17 protein-coding genes and 1 pseudogene are annotated in these 17,016 nt (G+C 58.2%); 5 read left to right on the top strand and 13 right to left on the bottom strand.

All coding sequences use genetic code 11. From position 1 onward, the window contains the following. The first annotated feature begins 282 nt into the window (after positions 1–282). On the top strand, positions 283–744 hold the full coding sequence (locus tag AC13C0_RS10535) for a universal stress protein (RefSeq protein ID WP_117618302.1): 462 nt from the start codon (positions 283–285) through the stop codon (positions 742–744). 47 nt (positions 745–791) lie between these two features. Beyond that, positions 792–2,294 carry an MFS transporter gene (locus AC13C0_RS10530; protein WP_117618301.1) on the top strand — a complete coding sequence of 501 codons (1,503 nt, stop codon included), beginning with the start codon at positions 792–794 and terminating at the stop codon, positions 2,292–2,294. Positions 2,295–2,373: 79 nt separating this feature from the next. On the opposite strand, the gene AC13C0_RS10525 is transcribed toward AC13C0_RS10530, so the two are convergent. From AC13C0_RS10525 to AC13C0_RS10515, 3 genes are all read right to left on the bottom strand, one after another. Then, the gene (locus AC13C0_RS10525; protein WP_341582706.1) at positions 2,374–2,790 is read right to left on the bottom strand and encodes a globin; all 417 of its coding nucleotides are present in this window, start codon (positions 2,788–2,790) and stop codon (positions 2,374–2,376) included. 168 nt (positions 2,791–2,958) lie between these two features. Then, the gene (locus tag AC13C0_RS10520) at positions 2,959–4,551 is read right to left on the bottom strand and encodes an MFS transporter (RefSeq protein WP_117618299.1); all 1,593 of its coding nucleotides are present in this window, start codon (positions 4,549–4,551) and stop codon (positions 2,959–2,961) included. 258 nt (positions 4,552–4,809) lie between these two features. Then, on the bottom strand, positions 4,810–5,967 hold the full coding sequence (locus tag AC13C0_RS10515; RefSeq protein ID WP_482954357.1) for an NnrS family protein: 1,158 nt from the start codon (positions 5,965–5,967) through the stop codon (positions 4,810–4,812). A gap of 73 nt (positions 5,968–6,040) precedes the next feature. On the opposite strand from AC13C0_RS10515, the gene AC13C0_RS10510 reads away from it, so the two are divergent. After that, complete coding sequence (locus AC13C0_RS10510) at positions 6,041–6,604, top strand: Yip1 family protein (protein WP_117618297.1); 564 nt, start codon at positions 6,041–6,043, stop codon at positions 6,602–6,604. Here the strand turns inward: AC13C0_RS10510 and trhA are convergent, their stop codons facing one another. Beyond that, positions 6,605–7,294, bottom strand: a complete 690-nt coding sequence (trhA, locus tag AC13C0_RS10505) for a PAQR family membrane homeostasis protein TrhA (protein ID WP_482954356.1) — start codon at positions 7,292–7,294, stop codon at positions 6,605–6,607. A gap of 166 nt (positions 7,295–7,460) precedes the next feature. On the opposite strand from trhA, the gene wrbA reads away from it, so the two are divergent. Continuing rightward, the gene (wrbA, locus tag AC13C0_RS10500; protein ID WP_339753260.1) at positions 7,461–8,060 is read left to right on the top strand and encodes an NAD(P)H:quinone oxidoreductase; all 600 of its coding nucleotides are present in this window, start codon (positions 7,461–7,463) and stop codon (positions 8,058–8,060) included. Positions 8,061–8,156: 96 nt separating this feature from the next. Here the strand turns inward: wrbA and AC13C0_RS10495 are convergent, their stop codons facing one another. The 9 genes and pseudogenes from AC13C0_RS10495 to AC13C0_RS10455 form a co-directional block, all read right to left on the bottom strand. Next, entirely contained in the window at positions 8,157–8,864 is a 708-nt protein-coding gene (locus AC13C0_RS10495; protein ID WP_117618294.1) for a Crp/Fnr family transcriptional regulator, read from the bottom strand. A gap of 262 nt (positions 8,865–9,126) precedes the next feature. Continuing rightward, on the bottom strand, positions 9,127–10,620 hold the full coding sequence (locus AC13C0_RS10490) for a cytochrome D1 domain-containing protein (protein WP_482954383.1): 1,494 nt from the start codon (positions 10,618–10,620) through the stop codon (positions 9,127–9,129). A 4-nt stretch (positions 10,621–10,624) separates the two neighbouring features. Further along, a pseudogene (cobA, locus tag AC13C0_RS10485) lies at positions 10,625–11,455 on the bottom strand (uroporphyrinogen-III C-methyltransferase); the annotation flags it as partial. A gap of 38 nt (positions 11,456–11,493) precedes the next feature. After that, complete coding sequence (nirJ, locus tag AC13C0_RS10480) at positions 11,494–12,690, bottom strand: heme d1 biosynthesis radical SAM protein NirJ (protein ID WP_341582696.1); 1,197 nt, start codon at positions 12,688–12,690, stop codon at positions 11,494–11,496. 13 nt (positions 12,691–12,703) lie between these two features. After that, entirely contained in the window at positions 12,704–13,219 is a 516-nt protein-coding gene (ahbB, locus tag AC13C0_RS10475) for a siroheme decarboxylase subunit beta (RefSeq protein ID WP_117618291.1), read from the bottom strand. After that, positions 13,194–13,676, bottom strand: a complete 483-nt coding sequence (locus AC13C0_RS10470) for an Lrp/AsnC family transcriptional regulator (protein WP_482954355.1) — start codon at positions 13,674–13,676, stop codon at positions 13,194–13,196. The genes ahbB (AC13C0_RS10475) and AC13C0_RS10470 overlap by 26 nt, the downstream gene beginning before the upstream one ends. Next, positions 13,660–14,160: a siroheme decarboxylase subunit beta gene (ahbB, locus tag AC13C0_RS10465; RefSeq protein ID WP_303288191.1), complete on the bottom strand. Its 501-nt coding sequence runs from the start codon at positions 14,158–14,160 to the stop codon at positions 13,660–13,662. The genes AC13C0_RS10470 and ahbB (AC13C0_RS10465) overlap by 17 nt, the downstream gene beginning before the upstream one ends. Positions 14,161–14,201: 41 nt before the next feature. Then, positions 14,202–14,666 (bottom strand): AsnC family transcriptional regulator, encoded by a 465-nt coding sequence (locus AC13C0_RS10460; protein WP_339753279.1) that lies wholly within the window; start codon positions 14,664–14,666, stop codon positions 14,202–14,204. Positions 14,667–14,693: 27 nt separating this feature from the next. Continuing rightward, entirely contained in the window at positions 14,694–16,418 is a 1,725-nt protein-coding gene (locus tag AC13C0_RS10455) for a nitrite reductase (protein ID WP_303288145.1), read from the bottom strand. 215 nt (positions 16,419–16,633) lie between these two features. Here AC13C0_RS10455 and AC13C0_RS10450 point away from each other — a divergent pair, with 215 nt between their 5' ends. Then, positions 16,634–16,999 carry a c-type cytochrome gene (locus AC13C0_RS10450; RefSeq protein ID WP_339753282.1) on the top strand — a complete coding sequence of 122 codons (366 nt, stop codon included), beginning with the start codon at positions 16,634–16,636 and terminating at the stop codon, positions 16,997–16,999. The last annotated feature ends 17 nt before the right edge of the window (positions 17,000–17,016 follow it).

Below are 17,016 nucleotides of genomic sequence, written 5' to 3'. Positions count from 1 at the left end.
CATTCATTAAACGATGTCTGAAAACATCGCCTAAACCTTACCAAAAACAGGGTTTTCCGATGCGGGGCATTGGAGGTACCTCCTGCTGGGGGCGGTGGTGGTAGGTGATCGGAGCTTTTCGAGGCCGGAGGGATAGACCCTTGATTTCTCTCGTGGGGTACATGCTGCGAACGTTGATTTCCGTCAATTATGGGGGGCGCCGGAGTGTGGGCTAATGCTGGCAGATACCAATGCCTGCCCCTTACACGGGCGATGAAAAACGCCTTCGGGAGAACCCATAAAATGAACATTATGATTGCCTACGACGGTTCGAGGAACGCCAGGTTGGCTCTGGCTCAGACCATCACCATGTTCCGCGATCTCAAACCCGTGATCACCCTGGTTGCGGTTGCTGAAAACCCACGGGATATCACCTCCGGAAACGAAGACCTGTTCCAGCAGGAAGTGGCCGAACTGAAAGAGCACCTTGCTGAGGCCCTGGGAGTGTGCGAGCAGGAGCAGATTTCCGCCGAAAGCATGCTGCTTGAGGGGGATGCGCGGAAAATGCTGCTGTACGCCGCGGAGAAAAAGATCCATCCCGATATGCTCGTTATTGCGCGCCACAGCAATGAACCGGACGGCGGATTTATCGCCCGCTCGCTGACCTATTTCGTGGACGAATTGGATTACATGACCTTCGGCAGCGTGAGTTCCTTCCTCGCCCGCCGGATCCAGTGTCCGCTCCTTATTTTGCCCAGCCGTTGAGACTGGCGCCTAACCGTTTCTGTATCTGATAGCCCAGGGAGGCTGACATGAAAGTCGCAGACGTTTTCCACGTCAAAAATCCGGAAGTCAGGGCCCTGCACCTGACCTGGATCGCATTCTTTATAACCTTCTACGTGTGGTTCAACATGGCGCCGCTGGCATCCAGTATGCTCAAAAGCGTCAACTGGCTCACCGCGGATGATCTTCGCCTGTTTGCCATCGCCAACGTAGCGCTGACCATACCTGCCCGGATTATCGTGGGCATGGCCCTGGACCGCTTCGGCCCCCGCCGGGTGTTTTCGGTACTGATGGTATTGATGGCCATCCCTGCCCTGGTATTTGCGTTCGGCAACACCATGACCCAGCTCCTGGTCAGCCGCCTGGTGCTCAGCTCCATTGGTGCCAGCTTTGTGGTGGGTATCCACATGACCGCCATGTGGTTCAAACCGAAAGACATCGGCTTTGCCGAAGGCTTCTATGCTGGCTGGGGCAATTTCGGTTCCGCTGCCGCGGCAATCACCTTGCCGACCATCGCCCTGCAAATGTATGGCGGTGAAGATGGCTGGCGCTGGGCCATCGCCCAAAGCGCGATCGTGATGGCGGCTTACGGCGTTTACTACTGGTTCGCGATTACCGACGGCCCTGTTGGCACGGTTCATCGCAAGCCGCGCAAGGCGGTGGCGCTGGAAGTCAGCAACTGGGGCGACATGATCAAGCTGATCCTGTGGACCATTCCGCTGGTGGGTGTGCTTGGTATTCTGGTCTGGCGTATCGAAAACATGGGGTACCTGAGTGCCACCGGAGCGGCCATCTGTTACGCTGTGATTGTCGCCATTGTGGGCTACCAGATTGTCCAGATCCTGAGGGTGAACGTGCCGATCCTTAAAAAAGGCGTGCCCGAGGATGACAAATACCCGTTCAACAGCGTTGCTGCGCTGAACAGCACCTACTTCGCGAACTTTGGTGCCGAGCTGGCGGTGGTTTCCATGCTGCCGATGTTCTTCGAGGAAACCTGGAGCCTGAGCGCCACCGCTGCCGGCCTGATCGCTGCTTCCTTCGCCTTCGTGAACCTGGTGGCACGCCCGATGGGTGGCCTGGTTTCAGACCGTATGGGCAATCGCCGGTTTGTGATGCTCAGCTACATGTTCGGGATCTCGGTGGGCTTCGCGCTGATGGGCCTGATGAACTCCAACTGGCCCCTGATCATCGCCGTGGGGATCACCGTGTTCACATCCTTCTTTGTGCAGGGTGCGGAAGGTGCGACATTCGGAATCATTCCCTCTATCAAGCGTCGCCTCACCGGCCAGATTTCCGGGATGGCGGGTGCCTATGGCAATGTGGGCGCGGTGGTGTACCTCACTATTTTCACCTTTGTAACGCCCTCTCAGTTCTTCTACATCATTGCCGGTGGCGCATTTGTCAGCTGGCTGCTGTGCATGATGTGGCTGAAAGAGCCTGAGAGCGGGTTCTCGGAGGAATACCACGTGTCTTCCGTGGATCTGCAGATTGAAGAGGAAGAGCGTCGCCGGCAGGCTGTTGTTGTCGGATAACCTGATAGCCAGCAGCCGTAAAGCCGCCGGGTCACCCCCCGGCGGCTTTTTTGTTTTTGTCGAATGCCTGTTTCGATACTCAGAAATGGTAATAGCCAAACTTCATATAGGTGATTCCGGGACAGAGGATGAGCCTCCAGGCCAGCTCAACATCGTCGCTGAACTCCGGATCGTAAGCCCTTACGGTGTCGATCAGGCACTCCAGCCATAGGTCGTAGAGGTGCGGTTTGATGTTGAGTTGACGGGCACTGTGCAGGTAGGCCGTCCGACGGAGAACGTCGTCAATAATGCCGCTTGCGTAAAACGAAACCAGGCTGAAAAACGATTTCTTCAGCATATGTCGTTGTTCTGCCATATCCGTATTGCGAAAGAGCATGCGGACTTCCGACGACGACATCAGAAAGCGGCGGTAAAAGGCTTCAAAAAAGTCCGGACTGCCGGGACGGGGTATTACGACACGTTCATAGCTGGCGTCAAAGATATCATCGAAGGACATGACTGGCTCCGACCGGCGAGAGGGTTGCGCTTCGCCCCTGTTTAAAACCTAGCACTGGTCAGTCTTACTGCCAAATGCAAACCTTAAGACGGAGCTACTGCCTCCGTACCGCAAACAAAAAAACCGACCCCATCGCTGGCGCCGGTTCTGTTACGGGCAGTGTCAGCTCTACGGATTCTTGATGTAGGCATTCTTGCGCAGGTAGAACCACCAGTTAACTACCAGGCAGAGGGCGTAGAACACCGCAAACCCATACATGGCCACTTCCGGTGTGCCGGCCTGGATTTCCTGGCCCATCACCCGTGGCGCGATGAATGCACCGTAGGCAGCAACCGCTGATGTCCAGCCCAGAACCGGGCCTTTCTGCTGCTGGTTAAAGATGAAACCGATGCTGCGGAAGGTTGAGCCGTTGCCGATACCGCTGGCGGCGAACATGATAATGAACAGAATCAGGAAGGGCGCAAAGTAGACGTTCGGATCGGTGGAGTTGTACGCCAGCATCATCACGTAGCCGGTGGCCACAGAGGCGGCAACCATCACAACCGAGATGATCTGGGTAACGATGGAGCCGCCGACCTTATCGGAAATCCAGCCGCCGACCGGGCGAATGAGGGCGCCCACAAACGGCCCCATCCAGGCCCAGGTCAGTGCGCTCGGCGCATCAGGGTTCACCACCCGGGTTACCGTGCCGTCGGCAGCAACGTCCATCATGTTCCCGAAGATAACGCTGATGGACAGCGGCAGGGCGGCGGAGAAGCCGATAAACGAGCCGAAGGTCAGGATGTAGAGCACGGTCATGGACCAGGTGTGCTTGTTGCTGAAGATGGCAAACTGGTTCTGGATGTTGGGCTTGATGTCGCCCGGGATCAGCCGCAGAAGAATCAGCGTGAGCACGATGGTCAGGGGCAGGGCCAGCCACATGTTCAGCACGCCCAGGGCCCAGACGCCTGCAATGGACGTCAGAATGCCGACGCCATAGAGGCCAAGAATCTTGCCAAACGCCGAAAGCGGATTACCGGGATTCGGGGTAACCACTTTCAGGTTGTTCATGCCGAACCAGCCGGCAAACGCCAGCGGAATCAAAAACACCAGCCAGATAAATCCGGCGTTCTGGATCCAGGTGTCGGTACCTGCCTCAATACGGCCGATAAGGGTGCCGCTGGGGCTTTGCAGTTGCATCGGGTCACCGGCCAGGGCGCCGAAGATGCCAACGGTCATCACCAGTGGAATGACGACCTGCATGGTGGTCACGCCGAAATTACCCAGCCCGGCGTTCATGCCCAGGCCGTAGCCCTGTTTGCTTTTCGGGTAGAAGGTGCTGATGTTGCTCATGGAGCAGGCAAAGTTGCCACCACCGATACCGGAGAGCAGCGCCAGGGCCTGGAACACGATAAAGGGTGTATCCGGGTTCATCAGGGCGATGCCGGTACCGGCCGCCGGGATCATCAGCAGGGCGGTGGTCAGGAACACCGTGTTCCGCCCGCCGGCAATCTTGATCATGAATGAGGCCGGTATCCGCAGGGTTGCGCCGGACAGGCCTGCAATCGCAGAGAGGGTAAACAGCTGTTCAATGCTGAAGGGAAAACCCAGGTTTTTCATCTGGGCGGTGATCATTCCCCACATCAGCCAGACGGCAAAGCCCATCAGCAGGCTGGGGATGGAAATCCACAGGTTGCGGGAAGCAATGCGCTTGCCCTCCCGCTCCCAGAATTCTTCATTCTCGACATCCCAGTTTTCGATGTCTGCGTTGGTTTTGGCCATGATTTTGACTCCCTCGGTTAACGTGCCCCTGACCGCAAACCTGGCGGCATCCGGGTTTCTCGACACCATTGTGCAAAGCAGGGCAGGGAGTCATGCTTGATATTTCTCAAGGACAAAACGGCGTGTCAGTTGACCGGTTTCCCGGCGAAAATACCGATGCGTTTTTGTTTCTTAAAATATAATAAAATCAATTGAGTACGATGGTGATATCTCGAAATGAGTAGGCATTCAGACTGCTGGCGCAGTAGAGGTAGCCAATCATTTCCGGCGGTTCTGGCTATGCCGGAACAGTACAACAAGCTGCAGGGCGACGAGAGCGTAGGTGCCGGACCAGCTCACAGCCGACAACCAGAGTACGTGGGGTTTCGCGAAAGGCGTTACGCCCGCATCAAGCCGAGCGAGCACCGCAATAGCCATACCGACAGCAATACCGATAACCTGCCAGGAGGGTGGCGTGGTCCGTCTGGCGCGCTGCCAGGCCAGCCGGAGCATGACACTGGTGGACAGCGTGCCAAGGGCGCCAATGGTGATCAGATGCATGGCGGGGATTGGGTCAGTTCCCTGCAAAAGACTGAACCCGGTGGCGCCGGCGCCTGCCGCCAGCCACAGATAACCAAGGGCCAGAACCAGCAGGTCCGGCCGGTTTCCGCAATGCCAGAGCTCCCAGCGGATAGCGCGAATCACAATCAGAACTGCCGAGATCAGCAATAAGAGTCCTGCCCCCGCAGCCGCGAATGGCAGAAAGGTCAGAACCAGTGCCAGCGGCAGAATGATCAACAGCATCCCTTCAATCCGTGGTTGCACCCTTGCCTCGAGGGGAATGCCTCTTTTCTCCAGGGTTCCCGCCACTGCCGGCGCGATGATTCTGCCCCCGATAAACGTCATCAGCAGCAGCAGGCCGACAATGGCGGCCATCATTACCGGCCGGGTTCCGGGCATTGGCTGAATACTTCCGGCCAGTATGCTATTGGCAAACCAGAAAACGACCGACAACAGGCAAAGAATCAGAATCAGCGGGCCTGTAATCCGGTTACGCCATTTTTTTGCAGCCTGGAATCTTGGCACGGCGTGGCGGGCGAGCAACAGGGCAAAAGCCGGGCTGAGCAGTTGAGCGGCCAGGTTCTCCGGAGCCAGAAGCCAACTGATCCGGGCGAGGATCCACAGCAGAAATAACAACGCAAGTACGCGCCGTGGTTGGGGGCCAAGGGTGTAGCCTGCAACAAGGGCCAGGGCGAAGCCGAAAATCAGTTCATGGCCATGCCCTGAGCCCAAAAGCCCCGGAGGCCAGTCTGTGCCAGACAGGGCGCTGTATACGGACAGAGGCACCGCCAATGCAGCCAGAAGCGAGGCCGCAGGAAAGAACAGCCAGAACGCATGCATGTTTTTACGGGGCATCCCCGAGTTGTCCGAAGTCATCTCGTGTCCTTGACCCGTTCACGTCCCGGGGCTATCAGTAAAAATAACATGGGGTACATTGTAAAGGTGCATCATGAATATTACACAACTTGCTCGCTTACCGTTTTCCGGCAATGGTGCCTGGTCTGAGCTTCGGCGCCTTAATCTTTCCATTCCATTCCTGGCGTGGGTTGTTGTCGTCCCTATGTCGTTCCTGCCACCGGTGCTGCTTTACTACGCAGGCACGCACTATGGGGATGGTTTTATTCAGGGGTTCGGTGACAAGCAATGGCGGTTTATCACCACCATTCTGTTTCTGGCCGAACTGCTCACGTTTTTTGTCATGGGGTGGCTGATTCACGCCGTGATGAACAGCCATCAATTGAAGATGAGTTACGGGGATGCCTATCTGCTGGCCGCAATTGCTCCGCTGCCGCTTTGGCTGTCGTCACTGGCGTTGCTGGTGCCGGCTCTGGCGGTGAGCGTGGTTGCGGTGTTTGCAGGGTTGTTCCTGTCCTGTGCGCTGGTATATCAGGGCGTTCGTTCCCTGTGTGAGCGAACGGATAATGACGTGGTAGCCATGTCTGCCACCTACATTGTTATGGCGGCGTCCTTGCTTGCCTGGGGCGTACTGATGGCGATGGTGTGGGGGTTCTGATCAGGCTGTGTAGGGCAGGACGCCGAAATAAATGGCGCTGAAATGGCAAGCGCTGCCGCCGATCACGAACAGATGCCAGACGGCGTGCATGTAGGGAATGCGGTCTGCCAGATAAAAGGCGACGCCGGCGGTGTACAAAATGCCGCCGGCGATGGTGAGGTTCAGGGCCGTCTCACTCAGGCTGGCAATCAGATCCGAGGAAGCGAAGGTGATCAGCCAGCCCATGGCCACGTAGATACCGACACGCGCCAGCTTGAAGCGGTTCCTGAAAATAACCTTAAGCACCACGCCTGTTATGGCCAGCGACCAGATTACCGCAAACAGCGTCCAGCCCACGGTTCCCCGCATGTTCACCAGGAGAAAAGGCGTGTAGGTGCCCGCAATCAGCAGGAAGATGGCGCAATGGTCAAGGGTTTTGAAGGCGCTCTTCAATTCCGGACGCCGGGCGCCGTGATAAAGGGCAGAAGCCATATATAGCAGAATGAGAGAAGCACCAAAAATACCGAAGCTGACAATTTTCCAGACGTCACCGAGCTGACTGGCACCCACGATCAGAGCGATGGTCCCGACAACGCTGAGCAGGGCACCCAGACCATGGGTGGCACTGTTAAGCCACTCCTCGATGCGATGGTGGATGTTTTGCGCAGGGGATGGAGCTGTTGTCATCGAAAGGTCTTCCGTATTAGTCATGCTCATAAACTACTTGAGCGTACAGGTGTACGCAATAGTCGGGGATGAACATCCTGTGACCCTGTTCAGAAAAACTGAACGACCTGCTGGAAAACTTCCGGTTTTACTGTAATCCGTCGCTGGTTATTCTGAGTTTACCAAATGACAGACAGAGGAGGTTTTTCCGATGGCAAAAGTACTTGTCCTTTACTACTCGATGTACGGCCATATCGAAACGATGGCGAACACAGTCGCTGAAGGTGCCAAAGACGTAGACGGCGCTGAAGTCACCATCAAGCGAGTGCCGGAAACCATGGCTGATCAGGCGTTTCTGAGCGCTGGTGGCAAGGCGGAACAGGAAGCCCCGGTGGCAGATCCGAAGGAGCTGGCGGATTACGATGCCATCATCTTCGGCACTCCGACCCGGTTCGGCAACATGGCCGGCCAGATGCGCACCTTCCTGGACCAGACCGGTGGCCTGTGGGCCGGAGGCAAACTCCACGGTAAGCTGGCCAGTGTATTCACCTCTACCGGAACCGGTGGCGGCCAGGAGCATACGATCAGCTCGTTCTGGACCACGCTGGCCCACCACGGCATGGTGATCGTGCCCTTGGGCTATGGGATTCCGGAGTTTTTCGACATTTCCGAAGCCAACGGCGGAACGCCCTACGGTGCGTCCACCATCGCCGGTGGGGACGGCTCCCGGCAGCCCAGCGAGAAAGAACTGACGATTGCCCGTTATCAGGGCAGGCATGTGGCTGAGCTGGCGGTAAAGCTGCACGGCTAACAGCAAAGTATTGGTCAGGCGTTGAGCGTTTTTCAGGGCAGAAGGTGAGAGCTTGCTGCCCATTTTTTTATGTTGTAGCCGGCCCTGTTCCGGAGCTTACGACCGGTTGCCTGCAGCACCGGTTTTCAGTCGGGAGAAGGTGGCAGGAACCACTCCCAGCCAGGACGCCAGCTGATTGTCTGGTACACGCCTGACCAGTTCCGGATATTCTTCAAGCAGCAGCTTATACCGTTCCCGGGCGGGCATCGTGTGCTTCCGGAACTCCCTCATGCTGGTCAGCTCCGCTATCTCCTCGGTCAGGGCAAGGGCGAATCTCGGCCAGAGCCCCTCACCGTGAGACTGGATCGCGGACCGGAAAGCGGAAAAATCAGCCATCCAGGCGGTTACCGGCGTTACCGTGGTCAGGCAGAGTGTGTTTCGTACGGTGCGGCTGCGGCCAAAGACCGGCCAGACCATATCGCCCTCGGAAAAGAAATGGTGTACGGAGACCTTGCCGCTGGGTGCTTCCCGGAAAAGCCGCAGGATGCCGTACTGAACCAGGTAAACGTTCGCCCAGGGGGTGTCGTGCTTCTCCATGGCGGTTTCGGCGTCAACCCTGCACGGATGAAACAGGCGGGCCAGGTCTGCCAGAAACCGTGCGTCCGGATCGTTTTCATGGCCTGCCAGGCGGATACCGAATACCCGGCTCAGGCCATTCAGTAGCGCCGTTGACTCTGGTGCGGTATCTTGCCGGATGATATCCGTATTGTCTTCTCCGAGCATGCAGGGGGGCGAGGATACGTCTGGCCTGAAAATTGAATTCATGGCTTTGACCCTGTTTGGACTGTGGGTCAATTATCGTATCAAAAAAGCATGTTTTGAAATGACTTAAATCATTAAGGCTTTTTCACTGAATCGATTAGAGCAGCGAAGTAGCGGGAGGGCCAGGGATGGCTCGGTGAAGACGGGGTTGAAGACGGGGTTGAAGACGGGGTCAGATGAACGCTTTCATCTGACCCCAGGTTCACAGGTTCACAGGTTCACATCTGACCCCGGGTTCATTCCTGCTGGCCATCAGAGTAAGCCCTCAGTGACTGGTCCCTTCCTCATAATTGATCTTGTTCCAGACATTGTATTTGCCGGAGGGTTTGTTCATCGGAATGCGCTTTTCTTCCTCCAGCGTGTCTGCGTTGTAGACGATGACGGCGCCGTCCTTGTCCCAGATGCTCAGCAGCAGTTTTTTGCCGTATCGGTCAAACTCCACATGGGCAGCAACTTTGCCGGGAGCGGGTTGTAACGTTTTGACGATTTCAAGCGTCTGCTTGTCGATAACGTGGACCTTGTCCTTGTTGGGGCCGAAGAATACGTCCACCCAGGCGTAGCGGGAGTTCTCGTGGCTGCGCATGAAGAATCCGGGACCTTGCGTTTCCAGAGTTTTGATCACCTCCCAGTTGTCCATGTCGATTATGGAAACGGCGCCTGTCCGGAAGTGCGGAGTGGCCATGACCCGTTTGCCCTGGTACTCCCAGGTAATGCCGGAGCCCAGGTGCGGCATGCCGGGGAGAGGGAGTTCGGCGATGGTGTTACCGGTGTCGAGGTTGATCACGTAGCCGTGCTTGCCGTCGCGGGCGGCGCCGATGAGGTGTTCGTAGCCAGGGTCGAAGAAGAAGTCGTCCAGCCAGGTGTCGGTTTGCATCCGGCGGATTTTGGCCTCGCCATCTTCCACATTGATTTCCCAGGCTTCGGGAATGTCCTTCAGGGCGGCGATGAAGCTGTCCCTTGGTGGGGCCGCGTACACGGCGCTGACCCGGGAGCTTTCACCGGCGTCGTTTTCCACCGGGACGATGTCCATGAGTTCAAGGTTGTCGGCATCGAACAGCACCAGGGTGTGGGGCAGGTAGTTGGCGGCCATTACGTAGTTGCCATCAGCGGAGACGGCGATGTTGCGCATGTTGATGCCGGCACGCACTTCCGCCACCACTTTCAGGTTGTACAGGTCGTATTTGGTGATCCAGCCGTCCCGGGAGCCAAAGTAGACGTAACGGCCGTCCGGGCTGTATTTCGGACCGCCATGCAGAGCGTAGCGGCTTGGGAAACGATGGATGGGCTCCATCTTGTCGCCGTCGAGCAGGGTAACCTGGTGGTCACCGATTTCCACCACCAGGAACAGGTTCATCATATCGGCTTGGTAAACCGGCTGATCGGGTAATGTGCCTTGTGGGTGGGGCAGCAAGTGACTGTCGAGGATGTCTGCCCGTCCCCAGGTGGGTGTGTTGGCGGGCGGGCGGTAAATGTAGTCCGCCAGCGCCGTGATGGATTCGCTGCCAAGAATATCGTTAAAGGCCGGCATCTGGGTTGCGGGCCTGCCGTTGCGGATGGTGTTCTCGGCTTCGGGCTTTTTCAGCCGGGAAAGGTTTTCTGGTAGCAGGGCAGGGCCCATGCCGCCCAGGCGATCGGAGCCGTGGCAGCTGGCGCAGTGTTGCTGATAAAGCGCCCCGGTTTCCGGGGCTGGGCTGGCTTGCAGCGATGCGGGGATCAGCAGGCTGGCGGCCAGAATCAGCAGGGCGTTTTTTTGGTTCATCATGTCAGCCGGCCCCTGCACTGGCTGCAACGGCCTCACTCTGGCCGCAATGCCAGCCTGCTGTGGAGGGTTGCGCCAGTTTGTCTGCAAGACGGACAACCTCACCGACAATGATCAGTGTCGGGGGCTGGAAACCTTCACGGAGAATGGTCGCTTCCAGGTCTGCCAGGGTGGTGACCGCCATGTGTTGTTGTGGCGTGGTTCCCCGCTCCACCAGGGCCACAGGGCAGTCTCCCGGCACGCCATGGGCAGTGAGTTCCCGGACAATGGTCGGGGCATTGTGGAGCCCCATGTAGAACACCCGGGTCTGGCCCGGCGCTGCCAACACACGCCAGTTCAGTTCCAGGGACTGGTCGGCCTTGCGGTGGCCGGTTACGAAGGTCACGCTCTGGGAGTAATCCCGGTGCGTCAGTGGGATGCCACAGTATGAGGCGCAGCCGGCGGCGGAGGTGATGCCTGGTACCACCTGAAAATCGATGTGGTTGTCCACCAGGAACTCCGCTTCCTCGCCACCACGGCCAAAAATATATGGGTCACCGCCCTTGAGGCGCACAACCCGGCGCTGTTTCACCGCCAGTTGCACCAGCAGTTCATTGGTGTCTTCCTGGGGTACATAGTGGCAACCGCTGGCTTTGCCCACGTGGATGCGTTCGGCAGCCGGGTTCACCAGTTCCATGATCTGGGGCGACACCAGGCGGTCATACACGATGGCATCGGCCTGCTGTATCAGCATCAGCGCCCGCAGGGTCAGCAGGCCGGGGTCTCCCGGGCCGGCTCCCACGATGGCTACCTCTCCGGCCCGTAAGGGTTGTTCCGCCAGTTGGAACTCCACCAGGCACTTCTTCCTTTGACTGGTTGTCATGATGCTTGTCCTTAGAGGTTGTGAACCGGAATCTCGGTAACCGGGGCGGCGACGCGCCGGGGCATATCAAGGACACCGATTTCGTCATTGGTGAGGTAACAGCCGGGATCCTCTTCCCAGAAATCACCGGAAATGTTGTAGGCCCGTACCCGGGTGTTGCCGTTGCAGATGGCCAGGTAACGGCAGTCGGCGCAGCGGCCTTTCACCGGCCTTGGTGTCTGGCGGAAACCCGTCATCAGCGGGTCGCTGGCTTCGGACCAGATCCGGGAAAAAGGTTGGTGCCGGACATTGCCCAGGTTGTAGTCCCACCAGAAGGTATCCGGATGAACCTCGCCGAGGTTGTCGATATTGGAAATATTCACGCCAGAGGCATTGCCACCCCAGTACGTCAATCGTTGTTCCAGGGCCGGAACCTGATCGGGGTAGTGTTCCGCGGCCCACTGCAGCAGGAAGGGGCCGTCGGCATCGTTGTTGCCGGTGACGTATTCCCGTTCGATGCCGCGCCGGAGCTCGTCGTGGCAGTGATCGAACAGCAGGGTCATGGCTTCCCGGGTCATCTCGTACCAGGCATCCCGCTTACGGTTGCGGCCGCCCCGGCCGGAGTAGTTCAGGTGCGACAGGTAGAACTTGTCGATGTCGTGTTCGTCCAGCAGTCTGAGCATGTCTGGCAACTGGGGGAAATTGTCCTGGGTGAGGGTGAAGCGAAGGCCGACCTTGATACCCGCCTGCTTGCACAGTTCAACCGCTTTCATGGAGGCCGCGAAGGCTCCTTTTTTCTGGCGGAACTCGTCGTGGGTCTGTTCCAGTCCGTCGATGCTGATACCCACGTAGTCGTAGCCGGCCTCGGCGATTTGCCGGATATTCTCTTCGGTGATCAGCGTGCCATTGGTGGACAGGCCGACATAGAAACCCATGGCTTTGGCCCGGTGGGAGATGTCGAAGATATCCGGGCGCATCAGCGGCTCGCCGCCGGACAGGATCAGCACGGGCACGCCGAAGGCCTTGAGGTCGTCCATCACGGTGTAGACCTCATCAGTGCTCAGTTCGCCCTTGAAATCCACATCGGCGGAGATGGAATAGCAGTGTTTGCAGGTCAGGTTGCAGCGTCGAATCAGGTTCCAGATTACCACCGGGCCGGCCGGTTTCGGAACCGGGCGCACGGGAGCCGGGTTCATCAGGCTCTTGATGTAGCGGGTCATTCTGAACATGGTGCTTCCTCTCTCATGATTTCCGCAGCCGCAGACCGGTTTTTTTCAGGATGGCCGAGCTGTAAAGAATGGTGTGCCCCCGGCAGGTGTCTCCGAGCACTGACTGAATCTGCGAAGCCTTGGCCTCGACTTCGTCACGGCTGGTGCCGTGAACCATGGCGAACAGGTTGTAGTGCCAGTAGGGCAAGTGGCGCGGGCGCCGGTAACAGTGGCTGACGAAGGGCAACTCGCCCACCTGCCGGCCCATGTCGGTGATGGCGTCGTCGCGGACATCCCAGACCGTCATGCCGTTGAAGCAATAGCCCAGGCGGTAGTGATCGGGGACGGCGGCGACCCGGCGGATAACGCCGGCGTCCTGCATGCGCTGAAAACGGGCCAGAACCTCGTCGGCCGGCAGCCCCAGTTCCTTGCCCAGGGTGCCCCAGGGATCCGGCACCAGGGGCAAACCGCCCTGGGTGGCCAGGATCAGTTTCCGGTCCAGCTCGCAGAGCACGTATTCCTGGTCAGACCGGGAAGTGGAGATGGACATGGAACTCTTCCTCTTTCGGCATGTTGTAGACGGCATAGCCGGTTGCGGATTCGATGGCGGCAATTGCCCGGGCGATGTCGTCCGGGGCTTCCGTGGCCAGAACAAACCACATGTTCAGTTCATGTTCCCGGCGGTAGTTGTGGGCCACCTCGTCGAAGGCGTTGACCTTTCGGGTGGCGTCCTCAAAGTCCTGCTCCGGGATTCGCATGGCGGCCAGTGTGAGGCCGCCACCCATTTCTCCGGCGTGGAACATGGGGCCGAAACGGGTAAGAATGCGACGATCCAGAAGGTCTTCAAGGGTATGCAGGAGCGCCTGCTCGGTTATGCCAAGTTCGCCGGCGACCGCTGCATAGGGCGAGTGCACCAGTGGTAGCCCCGTCTGCAAACGGTTAATGACAGCCCGTTCCATCTCGGTGAATTCGGGAGCTGCCTGAAGGCGCTCAGTCACGGCTGACATAACGGCCTCCCCGTTGCCGGTAGGCTTTGGTGCTGAACAGCACGGCACGGGGGATTTGTTCCAGGCCAAGATCGGCGGTCAGCGTTTCCAGTTGACTCAGAACCCGTTGCCGGTCAATGCCGTGAATCATGCAGAACAGGTTGTAGGGCCAATCCGGGAGTCGGCGAGGACGCTGATAGCACAGGGTGATGAAGGATGTGCGGGCCAGTGTGCGGCCCAGATCCTGAACCTCACCGTCCGGGACATCCCAGACCACCATGGCGTTGGCGGTGTAACCCAGCGTCCGGTGCCGGACCACCAGCCCGAGCCGCTTGATGAGCCCCTGGGCCTGCCACTGTCGGATGGCGGTCATCACTTCCTGTTCGGACAGCCCGGTGATCTCAGCCAGTGTCTCATAGGGCCGTGGTGTTAGCGGGAGTCCAAGTTCCAGCTGGCGCCGAAGCCGAAGCAATCCCCAGGCACTGACCGGCCCGGCCCCGGCGATTTCCGGCACCACAGCCAGATATTCCGGGGCGTGGTGAAGGTTCACGGCAGGGCCTCCCAGTCAATATCAAAGCCCAGGTCAATGTGGTGGGCCTCCACCATCGGTAGCCGAAGCATAGGGAGCCTGAGCTGGTGTTCCAGTTCATCAAGCCGCTCTTCCAGGGTGTCTTCATCGGGCGCGGTCATGACAAACCAGAGATTGTAGGTGTGCTCCCGGGCGTAGTTGTGATTCACCCCGGGAGCACGATTAACCCGGGCGGCAACCAGATCGATCTGTTCGTCGGGTACCGCCACCGCAGCCAGCAGGCTCGCGCCCGCCCGGCTGTGCTCAAAAACCGGTCCGACCCGGCTGAGAACCTGGCTGTCCTGAAGTGACTGAAGTCGTGCAATGACCTCCTCTTCGGCGATGTCCAGCTGTCGGGACATTGCTTTGTAGGGCCTGTCGCAGACGGGCAGGTCCCGCTGGAAGAGGTTGATCAGTTGTTGGTCAGTGGTATCCAGTCTCATCAGTGCTCTCCTCCGGGCCGTAACCCGTCAGTAGACGTCGTGCTGGGTGTTGTAGACGTTGAACTTCCCGGTAGGCGTTACCAGCCGTTCGTCCTTGATCACTTTTTTCAGCTTGCGGGTCTTGTCATCAACAACCACCAGGGCCGAGGTTTGTTCCTTGCCATTCCAGACGGAGAACCAGACTTCGTCGCCGGCAATGTTGTACTCCGGTTGGACCACGCGCTTGGGCCCTTCACCCAGATCTGCCCATTCGGCGATCGGCAGCACTTCATAGCCGGCGTCCAGGTTGTCGATGTTATACACGGCGACGCTTTGGCTGACCGCCTCGGCGGGATTCAGCGCGGTATCGACCCACAGGTTGTTCGATTTCGGGTGAGTCTTGACGAACAGCGAGCCGCCACCCTGGCCATTGAGGGTTCTGACCACTTTCCAGGCCTTGTCCGGATGGCCTTCGGGGTCGGTGCCAATCAGTTGGATGGTAGGATCGCCCAGGTGGCTGGTTGCCCAGACCGGGCCATGCTCCGGATCCACGAAATTGGCGCCACGGCCGGGGTGGGGGATTTTGCCAACGTCGATCAGAGCCTCGAGTTCGCGTTCTTTGGAATCGATCACTGCGATTTTGTCGGACTGGTTGGCGGCTGTCAGGAAATAGCGCAAGCTGCTGTCCCAGCCCCCGTCGTGCAGAAATCTGGCGGCATCGATGGTGGTAATTGTAACGGCGTCAAGGTTCTCGTAATTGACCAGCTTGACCTTGCCAGTCTCTTTAACATTGACAATAAACTCCGGTTGCTGAAGTGAGGAAACAATGGCAGCCACGCGTGGCTCCGGATGATATTCCTGAGTGTCCACGGTCATGCCCCGAGTGCCGACAATTTTCTTTGGCTCCAGGGTCTGGCCATCCATGATCACGAACTGTGGCGGCCAATAGGTGCCCGCGATAGCGTACTTGTCCTCGTAGCCCTTGTACTTGGAGGTTTCCACGGAACGGGCTTCAAGGCCGACCTTGATTGTGGCGACGGTCGCCGGATGCTCCATCCAAAGATCAATCATGTTGATCCTGGCGTCCCGGCCGATAACGAATACGTAGCGCCCGGAAGCAGACATCCGCGAGATGTGAACGGCGTAGCCGGTATCGATCACCTCGACGATCTCCTTGGAGTCGCCATCGATGAGTGCAATCTGGCCAGCATCCCGAAGAGTCACGCTGAACAGGTTTTTCAGATTCAGATCGTTCAGCTGCTTCTTGGGCCGGTCTTCTGGCGGCACAACCACTTGCCAGGTAGCCTTCATGTCAGCAAGGCCGAACTCTGGGGGTTCGGGTGGCTGATGCATCAGGTATTTGGCCATGAGATCGATTTCAGCATCGGTAAGCTCACCGGAAGTGCCCCAATTGGGCATGCCCGCCGGAGAACCATAGGTAATGAAGGCTTTCAGGTAGTCTATGCCCCGTTCCTGAGTGATATCTGGAGTCAGGGGTTTGCCGGTTGCGCCTTTGCGCAGAACGCCGTGACATCCGGCGCAGCGCTCAAAGAAAATCTGTTTGGCTTTTTCAAATTCGGCCTCTGTCAGGTCGGGCGCGCCTGGTGTGCGAACGACTTTCGCGGATCCGGGATCAATCGCGCTGGCGGTGCCCTCATAGGCAGTAACCGAGGGGTCGGGGTTCTTGGGAGCGGCATGAGCCGTCAGTGCGCCGAAGGACGCAACGGCGACGGCCAGTGCCAGTGGTTGGAAAAACAGGTTAGTGACTCTCATCAGGTTCTCTCCTTGGATTTAAGAGTCCCTCTAGGTTTCGCTTCTTTAGTCTGACGAACCTTGATTTATGTCATATATATGGTGTTTGGCCGCCATCTACCCTAACAGGGGTATGCCATAATAGTACTGGTGTTAGTAACCCCTTTTAACCAATATCAACGATGGGTTATATGGGTGTCGTCACGATGCCGACAACACTCGGGAGGACGCAGCGTGTGAAGGGTTTCTGGCGGGAAGACCAAAGGCGGATCCTGGTTTCGGCTGTCCTGTTGTCCGGTCTGGTCACGGCGCCAGCCGTGAGCATGGGTGACGACGCCCGGGGCCGGAATGCGGACGAGGCCCGGCTTGCCAATCTGGTGGTTCAGGATTGTGGCTCCTGTCATGGCCTCACCCTGCGCGGTGGCCTGGGCCCGCCGCTGCGGCCTGAGGATCTCGGCGAGCTTCCGGTGGAGGCCATCGCAGCCATTATCCGCGAAGGTGTTCCGGATACCGCCATGCCACCCTGGAAGCCACTGTTGTCCCCTGAAGAGATTCACTGGATCAGCCAGCAGCTGAAATCCGGTGCACTGGTTTCGCCCTGAGGGCCAACCTGGAGGAA

The sequence above is a fragment of the Marinobacter sp. B-21 genome (assembly GCF_056857895.1).
This window is presented reverse-complemented; position numbering and strand designations above follow the sequence as displayed.

What these genes read in the sequence shown, in the direction of transcription:
- AC13C0_RS10515 (WP_482954357.1), bottom strand. Translation starts at nt 5,967, where the DNA reads ATGACTTCGGACAACTCGGGGATGCCCCGTAAAAACATGCATGCGTTC.
- AC13C0_RS10455 (WP_303288145.1), bottom strand. Translation starts at nt 16,418, where the DNA reads ATGAGAGTCACTAACCTGTTTTTCCAACCACTGGCACTGGCCGTCGCC.
- nirJ (WP_341582696.1), bottom strand. Translation starts at nt 12,690, where the DNA reads ATGTTCAGAATGACCCGCTACATCAAGAGCCTGATGAACCCGGCTCCC.
- AC13C0_RS10490 (WP_482954383.1), bottom strand. Translation starts at nt 10,620, where the DNA reads ATGAACCAAAAAAACGCCCTGCTGATTCTGGCCGCCAGCCTGCTGATC.
- ahbB (WP_117618291.1), bottom strand. Translation starts at nt 13,219, where the DNA reads ATGTCCATCTCCACTTCCCGGTCTGACCAGGAATACGTGCTCTGCGAG.
- AC13C0_RS10525 (WP_341582706.1), bottom strand. Translation starts at nt 2,790, where the DNA reads ATGTCCTTCGATGATATCTTTGACGCCAGCTATGAACGTGTCGTAATA.
- AC13C0_RS10530 (WP_117618301.1), top strand. Translation starts at nt 792, where the DNA reads ATGAAAGTCGCAGACGTTTTCCACGTCAAAAATCCGGAAGTCAGGGCC.
- AC13C0_RS10470 (WP_482954355.1), bottom strand. Translation starts at nt 13,676, where the DNA reads ATGTCAGCCGTGACTGAGCGCCTTCAGGCAGCTCCCGAATTCACCGAG.
- AC13C0_RS10520 (WP_117618299.1), bottom strand. Translation starts at nt 4,551, where the DNA reads ATGGCCAAAACCAACGCAGACATCGAAAACTGGGATGTCGAGAATGAA.
- wrbA (WP_339753260.1), top strand. Translation starts at nt 7,461, where the DNA reads ATGGCAAAAGTACTTGTCCTTTACTACTCGATGTACGGCCATATCGAA.
- AC13C0_RS10510 (WP_117618297.1), top strand. Translation starts at nt 6,041, where the DNA reads ATGAATATTACACAACTTGCTCGCTTACCGTTTTCCGGCAATGGTGCC.
- AC13C0_RS10460 (WP_339753279.1), bottom strand. Translation starts at nt 14,666, where the DNA reads ATGAGACTGGATACCACTGACCAACAACTGATCAACCTCTTCCAGCGG.
- trhA (WP_482954356.1), bottom strand. Translation starts at nt 7,294, where the DNA reads ATGACTAATACGGAAGACCTTTCGATGACAACAGCTCCATCCCCTGCG.
- AC13C0_RS10495 (WP_117618294.1), bottom strand. Translation starts at nt 8,864, where the DNA reads ATGAATTCAATTTTCAGGCCAGACGTATCCTCGCCCCCCTGCATGCTC.
- AC13C0_RS10535 (WP_117618302.1), top strand. Translation starts at nt 283, where the DNA reads ATGAACATTATGATTGCCTACGACGGTTCGAGGAACGCCAGGTTGGCT.